At 47.3% G+C, this 21,820-nt stretch carries 20 protein-coding genes; 15 read left to right on the top strand and 5 right to left on the bottom strand.

What is annotated here, in order from left to right; genetic code table 11:
* Positions 1-138 precede the first annotated feature (138 nt).
* Complete coding sequence (locus RXX31_RS01100; protein WP_317587254.1) at positions 139-1,065, bottom strand: electron transfer flavoprotein subunit alpha/FixB family protein; 927 nt, start codon at positions 1,063-1,065, stop codon at positions 139-141.
* The gene (locus RXX31_RS01105) at positions 1,062-1,814 is read right to left on the bottom strand and encodes an electron transfer flavoprotein subunit beta/FixA family protein (protein WP_317587255.1); all 753 of its coding nucleotides are present in this window, start codon (positions 1,812-1,814) and stop codon (positions 1,062-1,064) included. Before RXX31_RS01105 ends, RXX31_RS01100 begins: the two co-directional genes overlap by 4 nt.
* A 139-nt stretch (positions 1,815-1,953) precedes the next feature.
* Here RXX31_RS01105 and RXX31_RS01110 point away from each other — a divergent pair, with 139 nt between their 5' ends.
* The 9 genes from RXX31_RS01110 (at position 1,954) to RXX31_RS01150 (ending at position 12,663) form a co-directional block, all read left to right on the top strand.
* Positions 1,954-3,591: an electron transfer flavoprotein-ubiquinone oxidoreductase gene (locus RXX31_RS01110; RefSeq protein ID WP_317587873.1), complete on the top strand. Its 1,638-nt coding sequence runs from the start codon at positions 1,954-1,956 to the stop codon at positions 3,589-3,591.
* Positions 3,592-3,832: 241 nt separating this feature from the next.
* Complete coding sequence (locus tag RXX31_RS01115) at positions 3,833-4,633, top strand: ABC transporter ATP-binding protein (protein WP_317587256.1); 801 nt, start codon at positions 3,833-3,835, stop codon at positions 4,631-4,633.
* Entirely contained in the window at positions 4,633-6,585 is a 1,953-nt protein-coding gene (locus RXX31_RS01120; protein ID WP_317587257.1) for a long-chain fatty acid--CoA ligase, read from the top strand. The genes RXX31_RS01115 and RXX31_RS01120 overlap by 1 nt, the downstream gene beginning before the upstream one ends.
* Complete coding sequence (locus RXX31_RS01125; RefSeq protein WP_317587258.1) at positions 6,585-7,478, top strand: branched-chain amino acid ABC transporter permease; 894 nt, start codon at positions 6,585-6,587, stop codon at positions 7,476-7,478. The genes RXX31_RS01120 and RXX31_RS01125 overlap by 1 nt, the downstream gene beginning before the upstream one ends.
* An 11-nt stretch (positions 7,479-7,489) precedes the next feature.
* On the top strand, positions 7,490-8,557 hold the full coding sequence (locus tag RXX31_RS01130; RefSeq protein ID WP_014233946.1) for a branched-chain amino acid ABC transporter permease: 1,068 nt from the start codon (positions 7,490-7,492) through the stop codon (positions 8,555-8,557).
* Positions 8,558-8,602: 45 nt separating this feature from the next.
* Entirely contained in the window at positions 8,603-9,847 is a 1,245-nt protein-coding gene (locus RXX31_RS01135) for an ABC transporter substrate-binding protein (RefSeq protein ID WP_317587259.1), read from the top strand.
* Positions 9,848-9,926: 79 nt separating this feature from the next.
* A complete protein-coding gene (locus RXX31_RS01140; protein WP_317587260.1) occupies positions 9,927-10,748 on the top strand; it encodes an ABC transporter ATP-binding protein in 822 nt (273 codons plus the stop codon).
* Positions 10,749-10,757: 9 nt separating this feature from the next.
* Positions 10,758-11,960: a phenylacetate--CoA ligase family protein gene (locus tag RXX31_RS01145; RefSeq protein WP_317587261.1), complete on the top strand. Its 1,203-nt coding sequence runs from the start codon at positions 10,758-10,760 to the stop codon at positions 11,958-11,960.
* A gap of 100 nt (positions 11,961-12,060) precedes the next feature.
* Positions 12,061-12,663, top strand: coding sequence for a methyltransferase domain-containing protein (locus RXX31_RS01150; RefSeq protein ID WP_317587262.1), 603 nt, complete (start codon positions 12,061-12,063; stop codon positions 12,661-12,663).
* A gap of 32 nt (positions 12,664-12,695) precedes the next feature.
* Here RXX31_RS01150 and RXX31_RS01155 read toward each other — a convergent pair whose 3' ends face one another.
* From RXX31_RS01155 to RXX31_RS01165, 3 genes are all read right to left on the bottom strand, one after another.
* Positions 12,696-13,355, bottom strand: a complete 660-nt coding sequence (locus RXX31_RS01155) for a c-type cytochrome (protein ID WP_317587263.1) — start codon at positions 13,353-13,355, stop codon at positions 12,696-12,698.
* A 5-nt stretch (positions 13,356-13,360) separates the two neighbouring features.
* Entirely contained in the window at positions 13,361-14,674 is a 1,314-nt protein-coding gene (locus tag RXX31_RS01160; RefSeq protein ID WP_317587264.1) for a molybdopterin-dependent oxidoreductase, read from the bottom strand.
* 274 nt (positions 14,675-14,948) lie between these two features.
* On the bottom strand, positions 14,949-15,995 hold the full coding sequence (locus RXX31_RS01165) for a LysR family transcriptional regulator (RefSeq protein ID WP_317587265.1): 1,047 nt from the start codon (positions 15,993-15,995) through the stop codon (positions 14,949-14,951).
* A 145-nt stretch (positions 15,996-16,140) separates the two neighbouring features.
* Here RXX31_RS01165 and RXX31_RS01170 point away from each other — a divergent pair, with 145 nt between their 5' ends.
* From RXX31_RS01170 to RXX31_RS01195, 6 genes are all read left to right on the top strand, one after another.
* Positions 16,141-16,920, top strand: a complete 780-nt coding sequence (locus RXX31_RS01170) for an ABC transporter substrate-binding protein (protein WP_020333773.1) — start codon at positions 16,141-16,143, stop codon at positions 16,918-16,920.
* Positions 16,921-16,979: 59 nt separating this feature from the next.
* Complete coding sequence (locus RXX31_RS01175) at positions 16,980-17,696, top strand: ABC transporter permease subunit (RefSeq protein WP_317587266.1); 717 nt, start codon at positions 16,980-16,982, stop codon at positions 17,694-17,696.
* Between the two features lie 10 nt (positions 17,697-17,706).
* Entirely contained in the window at positions 17,707-18,426 is a 720-nt protein-coding gene (locus RXX31_RS01180) for an ABC transporter permease (RefSeq protein WP_317587267.1), read from the top strand.
* Positions 18,427-18,506: 80 nt separating this feature from the next.
* On the top strand, positions 18,507-19,529 hold the full coding sequence (gene dgcN / locus RXX31_RS01185) for an N-acetyltransferase DgcN (protein ID WP_317587268.1): 1,023 nt from the start codon (positions 18,507-18,509) through the stop codon (positions 19,527-19,529).
* Entirely contained in the window at positions 19,522-20,508 is a 987-nt protein-coding gene (dgcA, locus tag RXX31_RS01190; RefSeq protein ID WP_317587269.1) for an N-acetyl-D-Glu racemase DgcA, read from the top strand. Before dgcN ends, dgcA begins: the two co-directional genes overlap by 8 nt.
* Positions 20,509-21,036: 528 nt before the next feature.
* A complete protein-coding gene (locus RXX31_RS01195) occupies positions 21,037-21,714 on the top strand; it encodes a hypothetical protein (protein WP_317587270.1) in 678 nt (225 codons plus the stop codon).
* Positions 21,715-21,820: the final 106 nt, after the last annotated feature.

The following is a 21,820-nucleotide window of genomic DNA, read 5'->3' on the forward strand; positions in this document are numbered from 1 at the left end:
GAGTTTGTTTATCGAACCCTGTTCCCTGACCAGTTAATTTTGCAGATTGGTATAACCTTGGAACGCAAACAGTAGCGAGCAAACTTTAATGGATCAAAAAAGGGCGAGCATCATTATGCTCGCCCTGAGTTCACTTATTTACAGTTGCTCTGCAAGCTGAGGCAATATTTCAAATAGGTCACCCACTAAGCCGTAGTCAGCAACTTCAAAGATAGGCGAGTCTGGATCTTTGTTGATGGCAACAATGACTTTCGACTCTTTCATGCCGGCAAGGTGTTGGATTGCACCGGAGATCCCCACCGCAATATAAAGCTTAGGTGCGACGATCTTACCGGTTTGACCAACTTGCAAATCGTTGGCTACAAACCCTGCATCGACCGCAGCGCGAGAAGCACCGATCGCTGCGCCAAGTTTGTCGGCGACTTTCTCGATAAGTTCGAAGTTCTCTTTGCTTCCGACACCACGACCGCCTGAAATGACGATCTCAGCCGCTGTGAGTTCTGGTCGTTCAGAAACGGTCTTATCGATAGCGACCAACTCTACGACTGGTGACTGAACCGAGGTTTGCTGATGCTCAATATCAATTTGGTTATGACAAGCGACGGGATCAAATGCAGATGCGCGTACTGTTACGACACGAACTGGGTCAGTTGAAGTCACTTTGGCGAAGGCGTTACCAGCATAAATTGGGCGAATAAACGTCTTCTCATCCACTACTTCAACGATGTCAGAGATTTGTCCAACTCCGCATTTCGCTGCGATACGGGGTGCAAGATCTTTCCCTTTTGATGATGAGCTTGCCCAGATGCCGTCAAAGCCATCGGCGAGCCCTGCCACAACAGGCGCAATATTTTCAGCGAATTGATGCACCAGCGCTTCGTCGTCAATGCAAATGACTTTAGCAATACCCTCAACGCGGCTTGCTTGTTGCGCCACCTCTTCACACTGATAACCAACTACAAGCAGAGTATTGTCCTGGCTCACCTGACTCGCGGCATTCACGACTTTCAATGTATCCGCATGCAGTTGTTGGTTGTCATGTTCTGCAATAATTAGATTCTTCATGAAATCACCTTCGCTTCGTTACGTAGCTTATCAATAAGTTCAGAGACAGACTCTACTTTGATGCCTGCTTTTCGTTGCGCTGGTGGCGTGACTTCGGTGATGGTCTGGCTAAATACAATCTCAACGCCCAGGCTCTCAGGTGTGATCGTATCTAGCGGTTTGCGTTTGGCTTTCATGATGTTTGGCAATGATGCAAAGCGAGGCTCATTTAAGCGTAAATCGGTGCTGATCACCGCCGGTAAGCTCATTGCTACCGTCATCAAACCACCATCAACTTCTCTTACTACCTGAACTTTTTGATCTTCAATTTTTACATCAGATGCGAAGGTTGCCTGAGGCCAGTCCAGTAACGCAGCCAGCATTTGTGCGACTTGGTTATTATCAGTGTCGATGGACTGTTTGCCTGTGATCACCAGCTGAGCTTGCTCTTTCTCGACCAGTGCTTTTAGTAGTTTCGATACAACCAACGGTTCAATCTTGTCTTCAGTTTCGATATGAATGGCTCGGTCTGCGCCTAACGCCAGGGCAGTACGCAATTGTTCCTGACATTGTGTGCCACCAGCACTCACAACGATGACTTCTTCTGCAATACCTTGTTCTTTCAGTCGCACGGCTTCTTCAACGGCGATTTCACAGAAAGGGTTAATAGTCATCTTGACGTTATTGGTTTCAACATCGCTGTTGTCCGATTTAACACGGACCTTAATGTAAGGGTCAATGACCCTTTTAATTGGCACTAGTATTTTCACGTTAGATTCCTTTTTACAGTGAAGACTATGTGATGACGTCTTTAAATTGATGTTAATTTACCTTTACGTTTGCGTCAACTTTAAATATATTGTTGTTTAACAAGTTGGCAACATGAGAAACGAAGAAGGGAATACAACCATGGAAAGAGACTGCATGGAGTTTGATGTTCTGATTGTTGGAGCGGGCCCCGCAGGCTTGTCTGCTGCCTGCCGCATAAAGCAATTGGCAATGGAAAAAGACCAGGAAATCTCAGTTTGTGTTGTAGAGAAAGGTTCAGAAGTTGGTGCACACATTCTCTCTGGCGCCGTGTTTGAAACGCGCAGTTTGTACGAACTATTTCCTGATTGGGAAGCAAAAGGTGCCCCACTGAATACCAAAGTCAATCAGGATAAAACCTACTATCTGAGTAACGAACTCAACGGTCATGAACTGCCAACGTGGGCGGTGCCAAGTACGTTACACAACGAAGGTAACTACATAATAAGCTTAGGTAACTTATGTCGCTGGATGGCGAATGAAGCGGAAAACTTAGGCGTAGAAATTTATCCAGGTTTCAGTGCCAGTCAGGCTATCTTTGATGAGCAAAACCGTGTTTGTGGCGTGATTACTGGCGATATGGGCTTGGATAAAAACGGTGAACAGAAAGCCAATTTTGAGCCGGGTATTGAGCTTCGCGCTAAATTTACTCTGTTTGCTGAAGGTGCCCGCGGCCATATCGGTAAGCAGTTGATTAACAAATTTAACCTGGCTGATGATAAAACGCCTCAGCACTATGCGATTGGCTTCAAAGAGCTGTGGGAAGTTCCAGCCGAGCAGCATCAGCAAGGGTTAGTTGTGCATGGGTTAGGCTGGCCACTTGCGAGTGAGGCAACAGGCGGAAGCTATCTTTATCATCTGGAAGGTAACCAAGTCGCGGTTGGTCTGATCGTCGACCTCAATTATACCAACCCTCATCTCAGCCCATTTGATGAATTCCAACGATTTAAACATCATCCAATGATTGAGCAATACCTTAAAAAGGGTAAGCGCATCAGTTATGGCGCGAGAGCGATCGCTAAAGGCGGATTTCACTCTCTTCCGACGCAAGAGTTTGCCGGTGGGTTACTAATTGGTTGCGATGCTGGAACGCTCAACGGTGCCAAAATTAAAGGCACACACACCGCAATGAAATCCGGTATGCTCGCCGCTGAAGCGGTATTTGAAGCGATTTCAAATCAGTCGGTTAGTGCTGATTACCAGCAACATTTCCAGCAGTCTTGGCTATACGAAGAACTGTATCAGGCGCGTAATTTTTCTAGTGGTATTCACCGTTTTGGCTCTTGGGTAGGCGGAGGTTTAGCCATGCTGGAGCACAACCTGTTAAAAGGCAAAGCTAAGTGGAATATACGTTGTGATAGCGCTGATCATGAGTCATTACTTTTGGCAGATAACAGCCTTAAAATTGCCTATCCAAAACCTGATGGCGTACTGAGTTTTGATCGCCTTTCCTCGGTCTATTTATCCAATATTTTCCATGAAGAAGACCAGCCATGTCACCTCCGGCTTGCTAGCCAGCGTATTCCAATTGAACAGAACCTAGCGCTATATGCGGAACCTGCTCAACGCTATTGTCCTGCGGGTGTGTATGAACTCGTCCAAGGTGAAGAACAGACCGAATTACAAATAAATGCGGCGAACTGTATTCATTGTAAAACGTGTGACATCAAGGACCCAAGCCAGAACATTACCTGGACACCTCCAGAGGGTGGCGGTGGCCCTAACTATCCGAACATGTAATTTTGCATGTAATTTCTATTAACAATTTATTTACTTAAAGTTTGCGTTAGTTCAAATCTTAATCGATCAACTGGATTGCAACTTCAACTTCTAGGCACTATTCTGATTTTAACTTGACGTTTACGTAAACTGAATAAATGAGTTGATGCATAGGTGTATAAGCAGTTGCCAGTATCAACGTCAGGCTGGATATGGAAATAGTGCTTCACGGAACGCACTCTAAAAGAAAGGGAGATCAACTATGGTATCGGAAACACCTCTTTTGCAGGTAAACGATATTTCATTGGCCTTTGGTGGGGTTAAAGCTTTAACCGATGTGAGCTTCCATGTGAACGAAAAGGAAATCTTTTCAATCATTGGTCCCAATGGTGCCGGAAAAACATCCATGCTCAACTGCATTTCCGGTCGATACACGCCGAATAAAGGATCCGTCGTATTTGCCGGAGATGACGTGACCAAGCGTACACCGAGTCAACGGGCTGAGTTAGGTCTTGGAAGAACCTTCCAGAACTTAGCGCTTTTTTCGCATATGTCCGTACTCGACAACATCATGGTTGGCCGTCACCACCTGCTGAAAAACAACTTTGTGACAGGTCCGCTCTACTGGTTCTCTAACGCACAAAAAGAAGAGATGGCACACCGCAAGTACGTCGAAGACGTCATCGACTTTTTAGAAATCCAACACATCCGTAAAGCCACCGCTGGCACGCTTTCTTACGGGTTACGTAAGCGTGTTGAGCTTGCTCGCGCTATTGCTTTGAAGCCAAAACTCCTTCTGCTTGATGAACCAATGGCCGGTATGAACCTTGAAGAAAAGGAAGACATGGCACGTTACATCATGGATCTCAACGAAGAACTGGACATCACCATCATCATGATCGAGCACGATATGGGTGTCGTCATGGACATCTCTAACCGAGTGTTAGTTTTGGACTTTGGTAAGCACATCGCGATGGGTGAGCCAGAAGAAGTGATGGCGAATCCACACGTGAAACAAGCCTACTTAGGTGAAGACCTTCCGACATTAGAGGAGAGTGCATAATGGCACAGCAACATAATGATTGGGCAGATATAACCAGCTTAGATACCTTTCCAAAAGTGTTGCAGCACAATGCCAAGCACTGGCCAGATCAGGTCGCAATGCGCGAGAAGGAATTTGGTATTTGGCGAGAATTTACTTGGCAGGACTATGAAGACCGAGTTAAGTGGATGGCGCTTGCACTGCAAGATTTAGGTGTTGGTGAACAAGACGTTGTGGGGCTTTTAGGCGACAACCGACCTGAATGGGTGTGGGGCGAACTGGCCGCGCATGCGATCAAAGGTTATTCACTGGGCATCTATCAAGACTCGATGCACGAGGAAGTGGCGTATTTAATCAACTATGCCAAAGCGAAAGTAGTGATTGCAGAAGATGAAGAGCAATGTGACAAGTTGCTTGAGTTGGGCGATGAGATCCCGAGCGTTGAGTTCATCATTTATTGTGATCCACGCGGAATGCGCAAGTACGATGATCCAAGACTTATCGATGTCGAGAAAGCGTATAAAAAAGGTCAGTTAATCGACAAAGCTGACCCTGACAAATATCTGAATATGGTTGCGGCAACCAAAGGCAGCGATCTTTCGATTCTTTGTACCACTTCGGGTACGACTTCTAAACCAAAATTAGCCCAGCTTCACAGCGGTACGTTTTTGGATCACTGTGCGGCTTATCTGCGTGCTGACCCACGCACTCCAGGTGACAATTACGTTTCTGTACTGCCTCTGCCTTGGATTATGGAGCAGGTATACGTAGTTGGTCAGGCGTTGATTTCTCGTCAAGTCGTCAACTTCGTTGAAGAGCAGGAAACCATGATGGCGGACTTGCGCGAGATTGGCCCAAACTTCGTTCTGTTGGCTCCGCGTGTATGGGAAAACATTGTGGCAGACGTGTCTGCTCGAATGATGGACTCTACGCCGTTTAAGCAGAAAATGTATAAACTCGGCATGAAGTTGGCGAATCAAGCCTTGGATCAGGGTAAACGCTCCAAGCTAGCCGAATGGATACTTCTGCGTGCACTGCGTGACCGTTTAGGTTTCTCGAATCTGACCTCTGCTGCAACAGGCGGTGCGGCAATGGGTCCGGACACTTTCCGTTACCTACAAGCGATTGGTGTGCCACTCAAACAGCTTTATGGTCAGACTGAAATGTGTGGCGCGTACACCGTGCATAAAGCGAATGACGTGGACTACGACTCAGTCGGTGTGGCGTTTGACAATGCGGAAGTGAAAGTCATCAACCCAGACAGCAATGGGGTGGGTGAGATCATTGCCAAAAGTACTGGCATGTTTACCGGCTACCTCAACAACCAAGCCGCTTACGATGAAGATGTGCAAGATGGCTGGATGCACACTGGCGACGCAGGCTACTTTAAAGAATCTGGCCACCTAGTGGTGATTGACCGTCTGAAAGACATGTCGGAAACCAGCCATGGCGATCGTTACTCTCCGCAGTTTATAGAAAACAAACTCAAGTTCTCACCATTTATCGCGGAAGCGGTTGTGGTGGGCAAAGACAGGCCTTGGCTCTCTGCAATCATCTGTATTCGTTATGCGATTGTCGCCAAGTGGGCGGAACAAAAGGGCATTGCGTTTACCAACTACACCAACCTTTCTGCACAACCTGAAGTGTACAAAGCGATTCGCGAAGAAGTCCTAAAAGTGAACGAGTCGCTACCGGATGCACAGAAAATCAGCAAATTCATTCTGCTTTATAAAGAGCTGGATGCCGATGACGGTGAGTTAACCCGTACTCGTAAGGTTCGTCGCGGTGTGGTTGCGGAGAAATACGGTGACATCATCGAGACCATTTACAGTGCTGCGCCAAATGTCGATGTCGATACGGTGATTACTTATCAGGATGGGACTAAGACACGCATTCAAACGTCACTGGTGATTGAAACGCTTATTCAACATGAGCTGACACTGGTGGATAGCGAACAACGGAGGATCGCATAGTGAATACGGATTTATTACTGCAACTCGTCATTAATGGCGTAATCGTCGGCATGTTGTATGGCGTGGTCGCCATGTGCTTTGTATTGATTTACAAATCGACTCAGGTGGTGAACTTCGCGCAAGGTGAATTTCTACTGATCGGCGCATGGGTGTGCTGGGCGGCGTTGGTTCACCTTCAATTACCGTTCTTTATCGGCTTCTTACTGACACTCGCCTTTATGATGGTGTTTGGTATCGCTGTGCAAACCATTGTGCTCAGACCTTTAATTGGTGAGCCGATCATCTCGGTCATTATGGTGACGATCGGTCTGTCGATGTTCTTCCAGGCACTGATGAAATGGATATTTGGCGTATCAGCTGTATCGTACCCACAAGTATTCCAAACAAACGTGGTGAATATTGGTGGTTTAAACGTCGAGTTTGCTTACATCCTTAGTTTAATTTTCTCGATGATCATCATGGGTGCGTTCTACTGGTTCTTCAAATTCAGCAAAATGGGTTTGGCGATGCGAGCGACGGCATTTAACCAGCAAGTAGCCCAGAGTCTTGGCATTTCCATTAAGAAAGTGTTTGCGATCAGTTGGGCTATTTCGGCGATGGTATCCGCGACAGCAGGGATTGTTATCGGGATTGTAAACGGTGTTTCTGACGCGCTATCCATCATCGGCATCAAAGTATTCCCAGCGGTAATCTTAGGTGGCTTGGACTCGGTGGTCGGGGCGATTGTTGGTGGTATCACTATCGGGTTACTAGAGAATCTGGCTGAGTTCGTTGATAGCCAATACCTGCAAGTGGGTAACCTGTACAACATCGCACCTTTCTATGTGCTGTTAATCATTCTTGCCTTCAAGCCATATGGCCTGTTTGGTACCAAAGATATTGAGCGTATTTAAGGAGAAATAACATGGCTCAACTTAGCATGCGCCCATGTGGGGATTTTCGAACCACATACAAAAGTGATACGCCGATTTTTGAAACCAAAACCATCAGAAGACTAGCGATTGCGGGTGTTATCGCAATGCTGGCAGCGCCGCTGGTTCTGGATATCTACTTCCTTAACCTATTTATTCAGATTGCATATCTGGGTATTGCAGCGCTCGGTCTGAATATTCTGGTCGGCTTTACCGGGCAAATTTCGTTAGGTCACGGTGCGTTCTTTGGCTTTGGCGCATTTGCATCGGCATGGCTGAACAACCAATACAACATTCCTGTGGTGCTTGCCATTCCGCTCGCGGGTTACCTGACCATGATTGTCGGGATGATCTTTGGTCTGCCAGCGGCGCGTATCAAAGGCTTGTACCTCGCAATCGCAACCTTAGCCGCTCAGTTCATCTTAGAAGATTTCTTTGCTCGCGCTGAGTGGTTCAGTGGTGGTTCATACGGTGCAAGTGCAAACCCAATCAATCTGTTTGGTTTCGAATTTTCGACCGATGAAAGCTTCTTCTATGTTGCACTGTTTGCGCTGATCTTTATGTACATGTGGGCATCGAACCTGATTCGTTCGCGTGATGGACGTGCGTTTGTCTCAGTACGAGATCACTACTTATCCGCAGAAATCATGGGTATCAACCTGACCAAGTATCGTCTGCTCTCTTTTGGAGTCTGCGCATTCTACGCAGGTATCGGCGGCGCACTCTACGGTCATTACTTAGGCTTTGTCTCTGCGGAAGGCTTCACCATCATGATGTCTATCCAGTTCCTGGCGATGATCATCATCGGTGGTCTGGGCTCAGTAAAAGGCACCTTAATGGGCACGATATTTATCGTATTGCTGCCAGAAGTTTTAGAGTTTGGCGTAACGGGTTTGGCTGCGTTTAGCGATAACACTTCGTTTATTGATGGGCTGGCTTACTTCAAAGAGATGGCAATTGGTCTGGTCATCATGCTGTTTCTGATTTTCGAACCTCAAGGGTTGTCACATCGCTGGCAGCAGATTCGAGCATATTGGAAACATTATCCGTTCTCTTATTAACGTGTACTTAAGTGGAATATACCTCAATAACAAGGACAACGAGTTATGAACAAAGGACATTTAGCGACAACGTTGGTGCTATCTTCGGCACTGTTTACTACCGCATCTTGGGCAAAAGATTCTGTGTTTGTCGGGCATCTTGTCGACTTCTCTGGTCCAACGGCTTATGTAAGTAAACCGTACGGCTCTGGTGTGCGAGACGCACTGCAATGGATCAACCAAAATGGCGGTATTAATGGGACCGAATTAGAGTTTGAAACGGTGGATATGGCGTACAAAGTGCCAGTTGCGATTTCTAATTACAAACGTTGGGTTGCCCGTAAAAACATGGTCGCGCTGCAAGGTTGGGGTACGGCGGACACCGAAGCGTTAATCTCTTTTGTCACCAAAGACAAAGTTCCCGTCTTTTCGGCGTCTTATTCGGGCCACTTAACGGACCCTACGGGTAAAAATCCGAAAACAGCCAAACCAGCTCCGTACAATTTCTTCTACGGCGCGTCTTACTCGGATGCTTGTCGTGCATTAGTGAAATGGGCGAAAGAAGACTGGGAATCAAAAGGCAATACCACTGCACCTAAATTTACCCACATCGGTGACAACCACCCATTCCCGAATGCACCGAAAGAAGCGTGTGCAGAGTACGCTACAGAGCTGGGCTTTGAAGTGCAAAACCCAGTGGTTGTCTCACTTAAACCGGGTGATTTCAAAGCACAATGTCTGTCGCTTAAAGAGTCTGGTACCAACTACGGCTATATCGCTAACCTAGGCGGTTCGGTTATTTCTCTGGTGAAGTCGTGTAACACGGTCGGCACCGACTTCCAATACATGGCTAATATTTGGGGCGGTGATAAACCGGTTATTGAAGCGGCGGGAGACGGCCTGAAAGACTACGTTTTCCCAGGCATGACGGCATTCTGGGGTGACGACACTGAAGGAATGAAACTGGTTGAGGAAATATCCAAGGTTTCTGAGTCTGAACCGGGCGAATTCCGAACTCACCACTACATCCGCGGCGTGTGCTCTGCGTTCTATATGAAGGAAGCGATGGAGTGGGCGAAAGACAACGGTGGTATTACGGGTGATAACATCAAGAAAGGCATGTATGTACACAAAAACTGGGTACCAAAAGGCCTGGAGGGTGTGTGTATTCCTGCCAACTGGCAACCAGAAGATCACCGTGGTACCACAACCGTGAACGTGTTCATGGGCAATAACCAAGGTGGCGCGGTAGACATCAAGAAAGTGTCTCAGGTGACATTGTCACGTCGTGATGATTGGTTAGGTTACTAATCTACTACTTACTAAGCATAACGATTACTAAGAATAGGATAGGTGGGAGGCAACTCTCACCTGCACAAGGAGTGGCTTGATGAGTGAATTAGCAACGAATATTGAACCAGCAGAAATTCTGCTCTCGGTGAACAATATCGAAGTGGTCTACGACGAAGTAATCCTGGTACTGCGTGGTGTGAGCCTTGAAGTACCTAAAGGACAGATCGTGACGCTATTAGGCGCAAACGGTGCAGGTAAATCGACCACACTAAAAGCGATTTCTGGGTTGTTGAAGACCGAGGATGGTGAAGTGACCCGTGGTGAAATTACCTTCATGGGCGAGCGTATCGACAACAAGAGTCCGGAAGAAATTGTTCGTTCGGGTATCTTCCAGGTGATGGAAGGGCGTCGAATCGTTGAAGACATGACGGTGATTGAGAACCTCCGTTTAGGCGCTTTTACCCGTAACGACAACGAAGTTGAGAAAGACATCGAAATGGTGTTTGACTACTTTCCTCGACTAAAAGAGCGTACGGGTCTTGCGGGTTATTTGTCAGGTGGTGAACAGCAGATGTTGGCGATCGGCCGGGCACTGATGGCTCGCCCGAAAATGATCTTACTGGATGAACCTTCTATGGGGCTGTCGCCACTGTTAGTGAAAGAAGTGTTCAGCATCATTAAGAAGATTAACAAAGATCAGGGCATCACCATGTTGTTGGTGGAGCAGAACGCCAACTTTGCACTTCATGCTGCCGACTACGGTTACATCATGGAATCAGGCAAAATCGTGCTCGACGGTAGCAGGCATGAGTTGCTGAATAACGAAGACGTGAAAGAGTTCTATCTCGGTGGCGGTGATGAAGAGCGTAAGAGCTTTAAGAACTTAAAATCTTACAAACGTCGTAAGCGTTGGTTATAAGGAGCAGTGATGAACGAATTATTCGATGCGAAAGAGTCTCTGCCGTCAACAGAGAGAGAAGAATCTCTGTTTAAACGTCTGCCGACACTGATTGAAAATGCAAAAGCGCACAGCGAGCATTACGCCAAACTATTCGCAGATATTGATCCTACTGCGGTAAGTTGTCGCGAAGGGCTATCGAAGTTGCCGATTACACGCAAGTTTAATGTGCCCAGCCAGCAGATACTCAAGCCGCCGTTTGGGGGCTTGAACAGCGTCAGTATCGGGCAAATGGCTCGCGTGTTTCAATCTCCAGGCCCATTGTATGAGGCACAAACGGATGAAGCTGACTTCTGGCGTATGGGGCGTGCGTTTCACGCGGCTGGGTTTCGCCGCGGAGATTTAGTCCACAACACGCTCTCTTATCATTTCTCTCCGGGCGGATTTATTATGGATGGCGGGGCAAGAGCCTGCGGCTGTGCAGTGTTTCCGGCTGGCGTGGGGAATAGTGAAGCGCAGATTGAAGCGATCAAACAGCTTCAGCCGACGGGCTACACCGGGACACCATCTTACCTAATTACTTTGCTAACCAAGTATCAAGAGCAATATGGTGAGAAGCCGAGCATTAATAAGGCTCTGGTTTCTGGAGAAGCGGTTACTGCAGACATGCAAAAAGCGTTTTCAGACATGGGCATTGCAGTGTCTCAAGCGTATGCGAGCGCAGAACTTGGTTTGATTGCTTATCAGGTTTCTGGTGAACAAGGCTTAGTGATTGCAGAAGATATCATTGTCGAAATCGTTGACCCTGATGGTATGCCTGTTCAATCAGGTGAAATCGGTGAGGTGGTGGTGACTTCTCTGGATGAAAAGTTTCCGCTTATTCGCTACGCAACCGGTGATCTCTCTGCTTACATCGAAAGAGACTCTGATTCACCACGTACTAATATGCGCATAAAGGGCTGGATGGGGCGCGCCGATTCGGCAGTCAAAGTTAAAGGCTTATTTGTTTATCCGCACCAGATACAGGAAGTGTGCCGTCGCCATGAAATTACCGGCTCGTTAAAAATTGAGCGCGATGGTTTCAGCGATACGATTACATTCTGTTGCCAGGAAGATCACGTTTCTGCCGATGATATTCAAGCAACGTTGCAGTCTGTTACTAAGCTCAAGGGCAAGGTCCAGTTTGTGCCGACCAGCGCGGAGCAACCTCTGATTAACGATTTACGCAATTAGCAACGTTAGATATAACAGGGTAAGGCTAGGATAAAAGGGATACCGAGATAAGTCGCGTATCCCTTTTTAAGTTAAACAATACCGATTTAAAGGAAGTGCAATGAAAACGACAGACTCACCAAGTATCGATGTGAATTTCTGGGATGATTTGTTTGTCAAAGGCACAATGCCGTGGGATCGAAATCAAGCGCCCGAAGACCTAAAACGTTACCTAAGCCAAATTTCCGGTGATGCTCAATCTGTGTTTATTCCCGGCTGCGGTGCAGCGTATGAGGTAACACAGTTCGTCGATCATGGACATGATGTTGTCGCGATGGATTATAGCGAAGAAGCCGTGAAAATGGCTCAATCAAAGCTTGGCAGGCACAAAGATAACGTCAGGTTAGGGGACGTGTTTAGTGCTGAATTTTCCGAGCCGTTTGACGTGATTTATGAACGAGCATTTTTAACCGCATTACCAAAAGAGAAGTGGGACGATTACTTTGCAATGATTCAGCGGTTATTACCAAGCAAAGGTCTTCTGGTGGGTTATTTTGTTATCGATAACGACTATCTATCGCGCTTTCCTCCGTTTTGTTTGCGCAGCGGCGAGTTGGAAAGGCGGTTAGATAAGTCGTTTTCTCTCATAGAATCCGCACCAGTGACTGACAGCGTCGACGTGTTTAAAGGTAAAGAGTATTGGATGGTGTGGCAGAAGAAGTAGTGAATTGTTGGGGTCTCAAATCAGACAAATCGCTACTGACCATAATGCGTTGACAAATAATCTAGTACGGCTTCCCGGTCGTCTTGCGATAATTCTTCCATACCTTGCTCCTCAATCATCCAGTCGAGCATTTTATCCCAACGTTTTCTGCTTAAACCTTGCTGAGCAACCATATGTAAAGAATGACAAGCAGAGCATATTGCCGCAACCAGTTCCATGTTTTCTCCCGGTGTTAAGATTCCATCGCCCGCTGATTTTACCTCCATGCCGGACGAAGGAGTGACCCAGTCCGGAGGTGAGGGATTCTTAGTCGCAAGCCACGCGATGATGGCGGCTCGAGCCCCCGGATCTTTGACGCCCGGAAACACCATATTGGTGCCTGGAGCAAATTCTGTTGGCGAAGCGATGAATGCATCTAGCTTTTCGGCATCCCACTTTCCTTGATGCTGTTTGATTCCTTCACTGTAATTGAAGCCTTCGAAACTGGCGATAGTACGCTCTGCCAAGCCCCATAATGGAGGGCCAACTAACGCAACACTATCTGGTTCGAATTGGTGGCAGGCTTTGCATACCATGGCTTGTTGTTCGCCGGCAGCGATCAATTCTTCGTCAGCAAAAACAACACCGCTATAAAGGGCAATCAGCGCAACAGAGAGCGGGAAGGCCCGCTCTTTACGTTTGTTGTGTTTCACCGTTCTTACCCCTTAACGACCAAAGCAATGCGATGGAAGGTGTTGTTCAGGTATCCTTTTGGATTCCAGGCGATGGCAAAAGGTTGGCTAACATTCTGATCATCTGTCGCTTTCGCCCAAACTTCATAATAGCCCGGCTGAGGGAACTTCACTTTGGCATTAAAGGTTTGCCATGCGCCGTCGTTTGCTGGATCGGCGAGGTCAGCATCCATCCATGTTGCGCCAAAATCTATCGAAAGCTGAACTTTTGTCACTTTACGGTCTCCAGACCAGGCATGGCCGCGTACCGCAACCTCGTTTCCATCAACTTGTGAGTTAGTTTGTGGTGAAGTGATGAGGGATTTCACCGGCATACGCTCGATGATTTCAAAATCCTCTTTTGCAACTTCTTCGCCGGGAGCCACTGGTCTGTTAGGCACACGATAGGATGTCCCTGTCATTTTCGGACCATCATGTACCTGATCGCGGATTTGAATTCGTGTCAGCCATTTTTGTGAACATGAGCCTGGCCACCCCGGGACAACCAAGCGTAGGGGCGCACCATTCATTGGATGAAGTGGTTCACCGTTTTGTTCGAAAGCGAGAAGGTTTTCTGTACCCATGGCTTTAGCAATAGGCACTCCGCGAGATATTGGTAATTTGCCTTCCTGACCAGAAAGGTGTTTATCTGCACCGTAGTGTGCCGTATACACCGCACCATCTTGGACGCCTGCAGCTTTGAGAACATCGGCAAGTCTCACGCCAGTCCAGCTGGAACAGGCAACAGCGCCGTAGGTCCATTGATTACCTGATGCTTTAGGATCAAAGAATGCGCGGCCATTACCGCCACATTCCACAACGAGTTGCTGCTCGATCACATCGAAGTTTTTCTTCAGATCAGCAATCGTAAGCGTCATGGGTTTATCCACCAAACCGTCGATGGTTAAACTCCAGGCCTCAGCGTTGACTGCGGTTGGAGGGATACCGTTGTTGCGTATGAAATGACGGCGGGTAGGCGTAATGTCGTCATTAAGAAGGTGAGGTGGCGTTTCAGCATTCATTGGCCTGTCGTTGAGCACTGTCAGACCGTCTTTGCCCTCAATCATCACATCATCTAACCCTTCTGCAAAAGCAGCAGGAATGATACCTGCGGGCATATTTCGATGGAAGGGAATTGCTCCGCCAAGCACGGCAGCCATAGTGGCTAACCCTGCTCCTTTTAAAAAGCCTCGTCTATCAGGATAACTGACTCGGCCAAAGACTTTCTCATCCGCAGTTTTAGGATTCTTCTCATAATATTTATAGATCCCTTGCGGCTTGTTTTTCTCGTTCTCACTCATGATGCGTTCCTTTATCGGCTAACGCCCAAGAACTTCACTATCACTTTAGTCCAGTAGGTCGTATCACCGTTCTCGACAAATAACGCTCTAAATGCGTTTTTCATCAATAACAGTAGTCGACTATTGATAACCTTAACAATATTTGTGAGAAATAAGTACGCTGGTTGCAAACTATACAAAATGTTAATGGAAAGCGGCTACATCGGAATGGATCCGCAGATAGAATAGATTCAATATGTGCGGAGTTGGGGTAAATCGACAATGAAAATGCCATTTATACCCCATTAGGTTGGTGATGAGCGGTCTGAATCGCATTGACTGTACCGCGCACCAACTCTTGAGTTTGTTGCTTGAGCAGTTTAACAAACTGCACTTCAATATCGCTCAACGAGACCGTTTCTGGCGTTACTAAATACATTTCGGTTACGGGCAGTGATTCGTAGGGAGGAAGTGGCCACAGTAGTCCTTGTGCAACGTAAGGTTTGGCGCTTTCGACAGTCAGTGCACCAAAGCCGATGCCTGCCATGATCATGCGGCGAACTTCCTCAACATTGGACGAAACGGCAACTAATTTACCCCAAAACTGCTGTTGTTCACGAAAGTGGGCGATAGCGTCCAGTCCTTCTCCTGGCTGGTCGCTTTCAAAAGAGATGTAGGGCAAGCCTTTAATTTCGTCGAGGGTCAAGTCTTCGCGTCCAAAGCACGGGTGAGTTCGTCCGCAATAAAAACCCATCTGTTCGTAGCCAAGAAAGTCACAGCGAATGCCTGTTTTTGCTATTTTCTTATTACTCAATCCTATGTGTAATAAACCGTCAGCGACGTGACTGACGATGTCAGCGCTTGGATGGGTATTAACGTTAAAAATAACGTTAGGGTACAGCGCGTGATAGTAAGCCAGTGTGGCATCAAACGCCGGGCACTGCAGATGACTGGCTATCTCAATCGTCAACTCGCCTTGAATATTATCCGCTTGATCAACAAATTGATCCGCCATGTTGCCAATGATACGACTCACTGATGAGGCATACTCGTAAACTCGCATCCCGTGCAGAGTCAGAGAGAACACGCCTTTTTTACGCAGGATGAGCCGTTTATCTACGTGCTCTTCAAGTCGCTTCAACGCATTACTTACGCTGGGTTGGCTGAGCGATAACTTGCGCGCAGCAGCACTAATACCACCTTCGTTAACAATGGTTAAGAACGTATACAGTAAGTTCCAGTCGAGATTACGTAAAAGGCGGTCTTTAGGGTTGAGCATGTGCTTCTTTCCTTGAATGGTTACTTGAATGAACACCCCATAGCGATAGGCTATGTATATCATACTAATTCATCATTATGGCTTTTAAGTACTTTTTTCACATACTCAATACTGTCTTTGTGACCGTTTGCTGAAGTAGAAGGGAGATGTCTTCTTAGCGAGCGAGAATCTGGAATGAAACGATAACAAAAGTATAAGGGAATCCATGATGTCAAAAGGAAAATTTTTAGGTGCTTTGCTTGCAACCTCCGTGGCCGTCGCTGCTTCAGCGGGCGTTAATGCGGAAACAATCAAAATTGGTACAGAGGGTGCGTATCCTCCGTTTAACTACTACACCGCAGACGGCCAGCTAGCCGGGTTTGATATCGAAATCGGTAAAGCCCTCTGCAGCGAGATGAAAGTCGAATGTGAGTTTGTCGCTCAGGATTGGGACGGTATTATTCCGGCGCTTTTGGCGGGTAAATACGACATGATTCTGGCTTCCATGTTTATTACCGATGAGCGCAAACAACAAGTGGCGTTCAGCGCTCCGTATCAGGCGTCTGCGATGACGTTTGTTGTCGATAAGCAGTCAGGTATTAAAGATGTGTCCCCAGAGGCGATGAAAGGCATGATCATCGGTGCACAAGGGTCGACGACACAGGCTGAGTACCTGCTAGCGAAATACCCAGATTCTGAAGTGCGTTTATACCCTACACAGGATGCAGTAAACCTCGACTTGGTTAGTGGCCGTATTGACGCTCAGGCGGGCGACATCATGCCAATGACGGACTGGCTAAGTTCTGAAGATGGCGCGTGTTGTGAGAAAGTCGGCAACCTGATCATGGACCGACAATATGTGGGTGATGGCGTGGGTATCGCATTTCGTAAAGAAGATCAGGAACTTCGCCAACGTTTAGATCAGGCGTTAGCGAGCATCATCAAAAATGGTACTTATCAGAAAATCAACGACGAGTTCTTCTCGATTAACTTACTGACTCTGAAATAAGCCAGTTTCGTGGCGGCTAATGTCGCCACTGAGTAGTAAATCATAAAGAGAGCGACGCGATGGATTATCTGATGTATCTGAGTCTGGGTGACACCGGCTGGGGGGACGAACTGCTTAAAGGTTTAGCGGTAACCCTTGGGTTAGCACTGTGTGCCTTACCTGTTGGGTTATTTTTGGGAACGGGCGTGGCGGCACTGTCGATAAGCTCAAGTAAAAGCCATCGCTGGTTTGCCAATGTTTATACCACAGTGCTGCGTGGGCTCCCGGAGCTGCTGACGCTGTTTATCATTTATCATGGCGTCGGCCTTCTGATTAACAAAACTCTTAAATGGCTTGACCCAAGTAACGGCTTTTTCGAACTCAATCCATTTGGAGCAGGTGTGATCGCACTCGGTCTGGTTTTTAGCGGATACGCGGCGGAGGTACTACGTGGTGCCTGGAAAGCAATGGATAAAGGTCAGCGTGAGGCTGGGTGCGCACTCGCGTTGTCCAGACTTCAAATATTCTGGCTGATCGAGCGTCCGCAACTGCTGCGTTTGGCTCTGCCAGGGTTAGGTAACTTGTGGATCAACTTATTAAAGGATACCGCTTTGGTGTCGGTCATTGCACTGGATGACTTGATGCGTGCAGCGAACATCGCTGTCGGTGCCACCAAAAAGCCATTTTTGTTCTATCTGACGGTTTGTTTAGCCTATTGGGCGGTGTGCTTGTGCTGCGAAAGATTATTGGCAGCAATGGAGCAACACTCAAAACGTGGTATTCGAGTGAGTCGCTAAGGAGAAAGCTATGACAGATTTTATTGCTAAGGTCGCTCCGATGTTGCTCGATGGGGCATGGATGACGCTGAAAATTACCTTTATTTCGGTGTCGATCGCGGCTTTGCTGGCATTGCCTATGTCACTATTGCGTATTCAGCGGGCGCGTATCTATCGCTGGCCGGCACAGCTCTTTATCTCTTTCTTTCGTGGAACGCCACTGATTGCTCAGCTGTTTTTACTCTATTACGGCTCCGGTCAGTTTCGCCCTGGGCTAATGGAAATGGGAATGTGGGGTTTCTTCCGCGATCCAGTTAACTGTGCACTGTTGGTGTTCACCCTCAACTCACTGGCTTATCAGACCGAGATATTACGCGGTGCAATTCAGTCTGTAGATGCAGGTGAGATAGAAGCGGCCAAATCAATGGGAATGAATAATAGCTTGTTGTACCGACGTATTGTTATGCCCCTTGCGTATCGCATTGCTTTTCCTGCCCTTGGGAATGAATGCATTTTAATGCTCAAAGGCGGTGCGGTCGCGAGTGTGATTACCGTGATGGACTTGATGGGACAAACCCGACGCGCATTTTCTCAGACTTTTGATATCTCGACGTACTTTCTGGCGGCGGCGATGTATTTGGTGATTGCAACTGGATTTGTAATGGCCTGGCGTCAGGCAGAACGTTATCTCTATCGTCATCAGATCCAGCGAACACCGGGCGCGAAGCCTGCCACCGTCGCAACAACCTGATACTTATACCAACCCCAACCTAAAGGCAACAGGAGCAAAGACTCTTGTGGGCTCGTTTGACTTTAAAAAGGATCGAAACAATGAATAAGATTGAATTGAAAACGCCATATCTGGTGTTTCTGGGCGATGCAAATGATCTTCTGATGGCGAAAGTAGCCAAAGGTGTGGCTCACTGGCGACCAGAGAAATGTCTGGCGCAATATCGACTTCCGGGTGCACAGGCAGATCTTGGCATCGCGGAAATGTCACCGCGTGAGGCTGCCGCGTGTGGCGCGAAAACCTTTATTCTTGGCCTCGCGCCAGTCGGTGGCACGCTGCCTATGTCTTGGGTTGATATCTTAATTGAAGCTATGGAATCAGGTATGGACGTCGCAAGCGGTCTGCACATGCGTCTAAACGACGTTCCTGAGCTGGTTGCCGCTGCTGAGCGAACGGGTCAGCAATTGTTAGATGTTCGCGTACCACAAGGACCAATGGTATGTGGTACAGGCCTTCCGCGCACTGGAAAACGTCTGCTAAGTGTTGGTACCGACTGTTGTGTGGGCAAAATGTTTACGACTCTGGCGATTCATCATGAGATGGAGAAACGCGGTATCCCAGCAACGTTCCGCGCGACAGGCCAAACCGGTATTCTTATTGAAGGGAGCGGTGTGCCTGTGGATGCCGTGGTTTCCGACTTCATTTCTGGCATGGTTGAAACACTCTCTCCAGATAACGCACCGGAACATTGGGACATTATCGAAGGTCAGGGCTCTTTGCTACACCCAGCTTATGCAGGTGTGAGCCTTGGTCTGCTGCATGGTGCTCAGGCGGACGTGATCGTCGTTTGTCATGAAGCAGGGCGTACCCAAATGGATGAAATGGAAGGTTACAGCGTGCCGGATCTACAAACGGTTATCGATATCAACCTTACCATGGGGCGCGTGACCAACCCGAATATTCGTCTGGGTGGTATCGCGCTGAACACGGTGAATTTGAGTGAAGAAGAGGCACTTGCTGAAATCGCACGCATTGAGAAACAATTTGGTGTACCTGTGGTCGACCCTGTCCGTACAGGCGTGGCGAAAATTGTCGATGGCATCGAAGAGGTTTGCTATGCGTAAGATGAGTGTGCGCGTTGAAAGGTGGCCACTGCATGAGCCATTTGTCATTTCACGCATGGATCCAATGCTGCATGGTGAAGTAGTGGTGGTTGAGATTGAACAAGATGGACTCGTAGGGCGTGGCGAGTGCGAACGGATGAATGTCTTCGAGCCCGATTACCCTTACGATGTCTTGGCGGATGTTGAATCTGTTGTTCAAGCAGTAGAATCGGGTATCAGCCGTGAAGAACTCGGTGAGTTGTTACCATCTGCTGCGCCACGCAATGCCGTTGACTGTGCTTTATTTGAATTGGAAGCCAAGCTAAAACAGCAACCAGCATGGCAAATGGCGGGCTTTACTAAAGCACCTCAGCCAGTGACCACGGTATTCACTCTATCGCTCGATAGTGCTGAAAAAATGGGCAAAGCGGCTGAAGCGCAAAAGCATCGCCCAATTCTGAAGCTAAAACTTGGTCGTGACGGTGACTTAGAACGTGTTCGTGCTGTACGAGCGGCGGCGCCTAATACCCGTTTGGTGATTGATGCCAATACTGGTTGGAGCTTTGCACAGCTGTGTGAGTACTTGCCAGTTCTCGCTGAACTCGGTGTCGAAATGGTTGAGCAGCCGTTGTCGTTCGAAGAAGAGCATCTACTCGAAACCATTACACCGGAACTACCGATTACCGCTGATGAGTCATGTATTGACTGTACTTCACTGGCCGCTTTGAAAGGGCGTTATCAAGCGGTGAACATTAAGCTGGATAAAACCGGTGGTATGACGGAAGCTTTGACTCTGCTTAGAGAAGCACAGGAAATGGGTTTTGAAGTGATGGTTGGTTGCATGATTGGTACCTCTCTTGCCATGGCCCCAGCATTGCTGCTTGCTCAACAAGCTCGATGGGTCGATATTGATGGGCCACTATTGTTATCAGAAGACAGAACGCCAGCCCTTAATTACCACGAGAGCCTGGTCGAGCCCACAGAAGGTGTGTGGGGGTAATACTTCTGCTTAAATCCTATCGAACTAAGAGCCATGGTGAATAACCATGGCTCTTTGCTTTTATATCGATAACGAATTAAACATAGATAGCTCCGCTCCATCTATTACTATGGCTGTCATTTCTTGTAACCATTTGTTAGCACTTAAGTATCAAATGATGCATGTGGCTTGTGACTATTGTAGTAGTATCGGAAATGCCATTGGTTTCATGGAATAGCGTATTGGCTTTTTATGCGTTAACTGGTTGTTTGAGTTAAAAAATGGTGTTCAACACTCCCTAAATTGTCACTATGTTGATAAGATGAGTGAATAATTATGAAAGAAGGTAAAATTGCATCGGGCGAAGAAGATAGGATTATTCATCTGGGTGTGTATCCATTCTTTGTCACAGGGATTCGATTGCTTTGCCTGACTTGAATAAACACAGTGTGTGAAATGGGAAAGCAAGCTATACATCTTCGCTAAAGACTGATGTAATACCTTCGAGCTTCAATATTTGTGCGATTAGCGCTGAGTAAAAGACTGTATATGAAAAAAATTATCTCCTTGGCTGTGTTAATTAGCCTAGCAGGGTGTGTTACGACAACTACCAGTAATCCTGTTTTATCGGATGTACACGTAGAAAAGTGTCAGGAGCTCGGTAGGCTAGTTGTCACCCAAGATAAAGAGTTCCAACCATCAATGTCAGTGTCATCGCTTGTTTTAAACCAATTGCCAGTTGTTGCTGAAGACTTTAAGGATGGTGTTCTGACATGTAGCATCGCCGGTGCTACTGATACTGGTTATGCTATTGCCTATGACGAGAGTTCAGAAATTTATCTTCACCGAAAGTTTAGTGGCAACAACAAAACTGCAACGATGGATAGCCTGACCCAGCAAGTCGCACTAGAACAGCAAAGACGCCAAAACTTAAAACGTGAGAAAAGAGAACAAGAAGAGGCGGCTAAACGTCAAGCTGTCATCGATGAACGCATTCAGTTTTGTTTGGATTTTGGGGCAAAATACGCTGATATCCTTAAAGGGCACGGTATGAGAGTTGATAAGGTGTCAGTATACGATTCGTGGAATAGTGGTGACTCAATCACTTGCGTTAATAGTTACGATGGCTATTGGGTCGATGACATTAATGAAAAAGGTACTGAACAAGTGCGAGAACAACATGTTATCAATAAGAAAACGGGAGAGTATCAAACGATTTTTCGCTGATAATCGCCCGTTGGATTAGGCCGAAGCCTTAGGTTACTCAGATTTCTATCTGTTCGCCCAAGCCTAACTCTGAAGGCAAAGATGGGCAAACACATTCGATGAAGGG

Source organism: Vibrio sp. EA2 (assembly GCF_033042495.1).
In the GTDB taxonomy this organism is placed as follows: domain Bacteria; phylum Pseudomonadota; class Gammaproteobacteria; order Enterobacterales; family Vibrionaceae; genus Vibrio.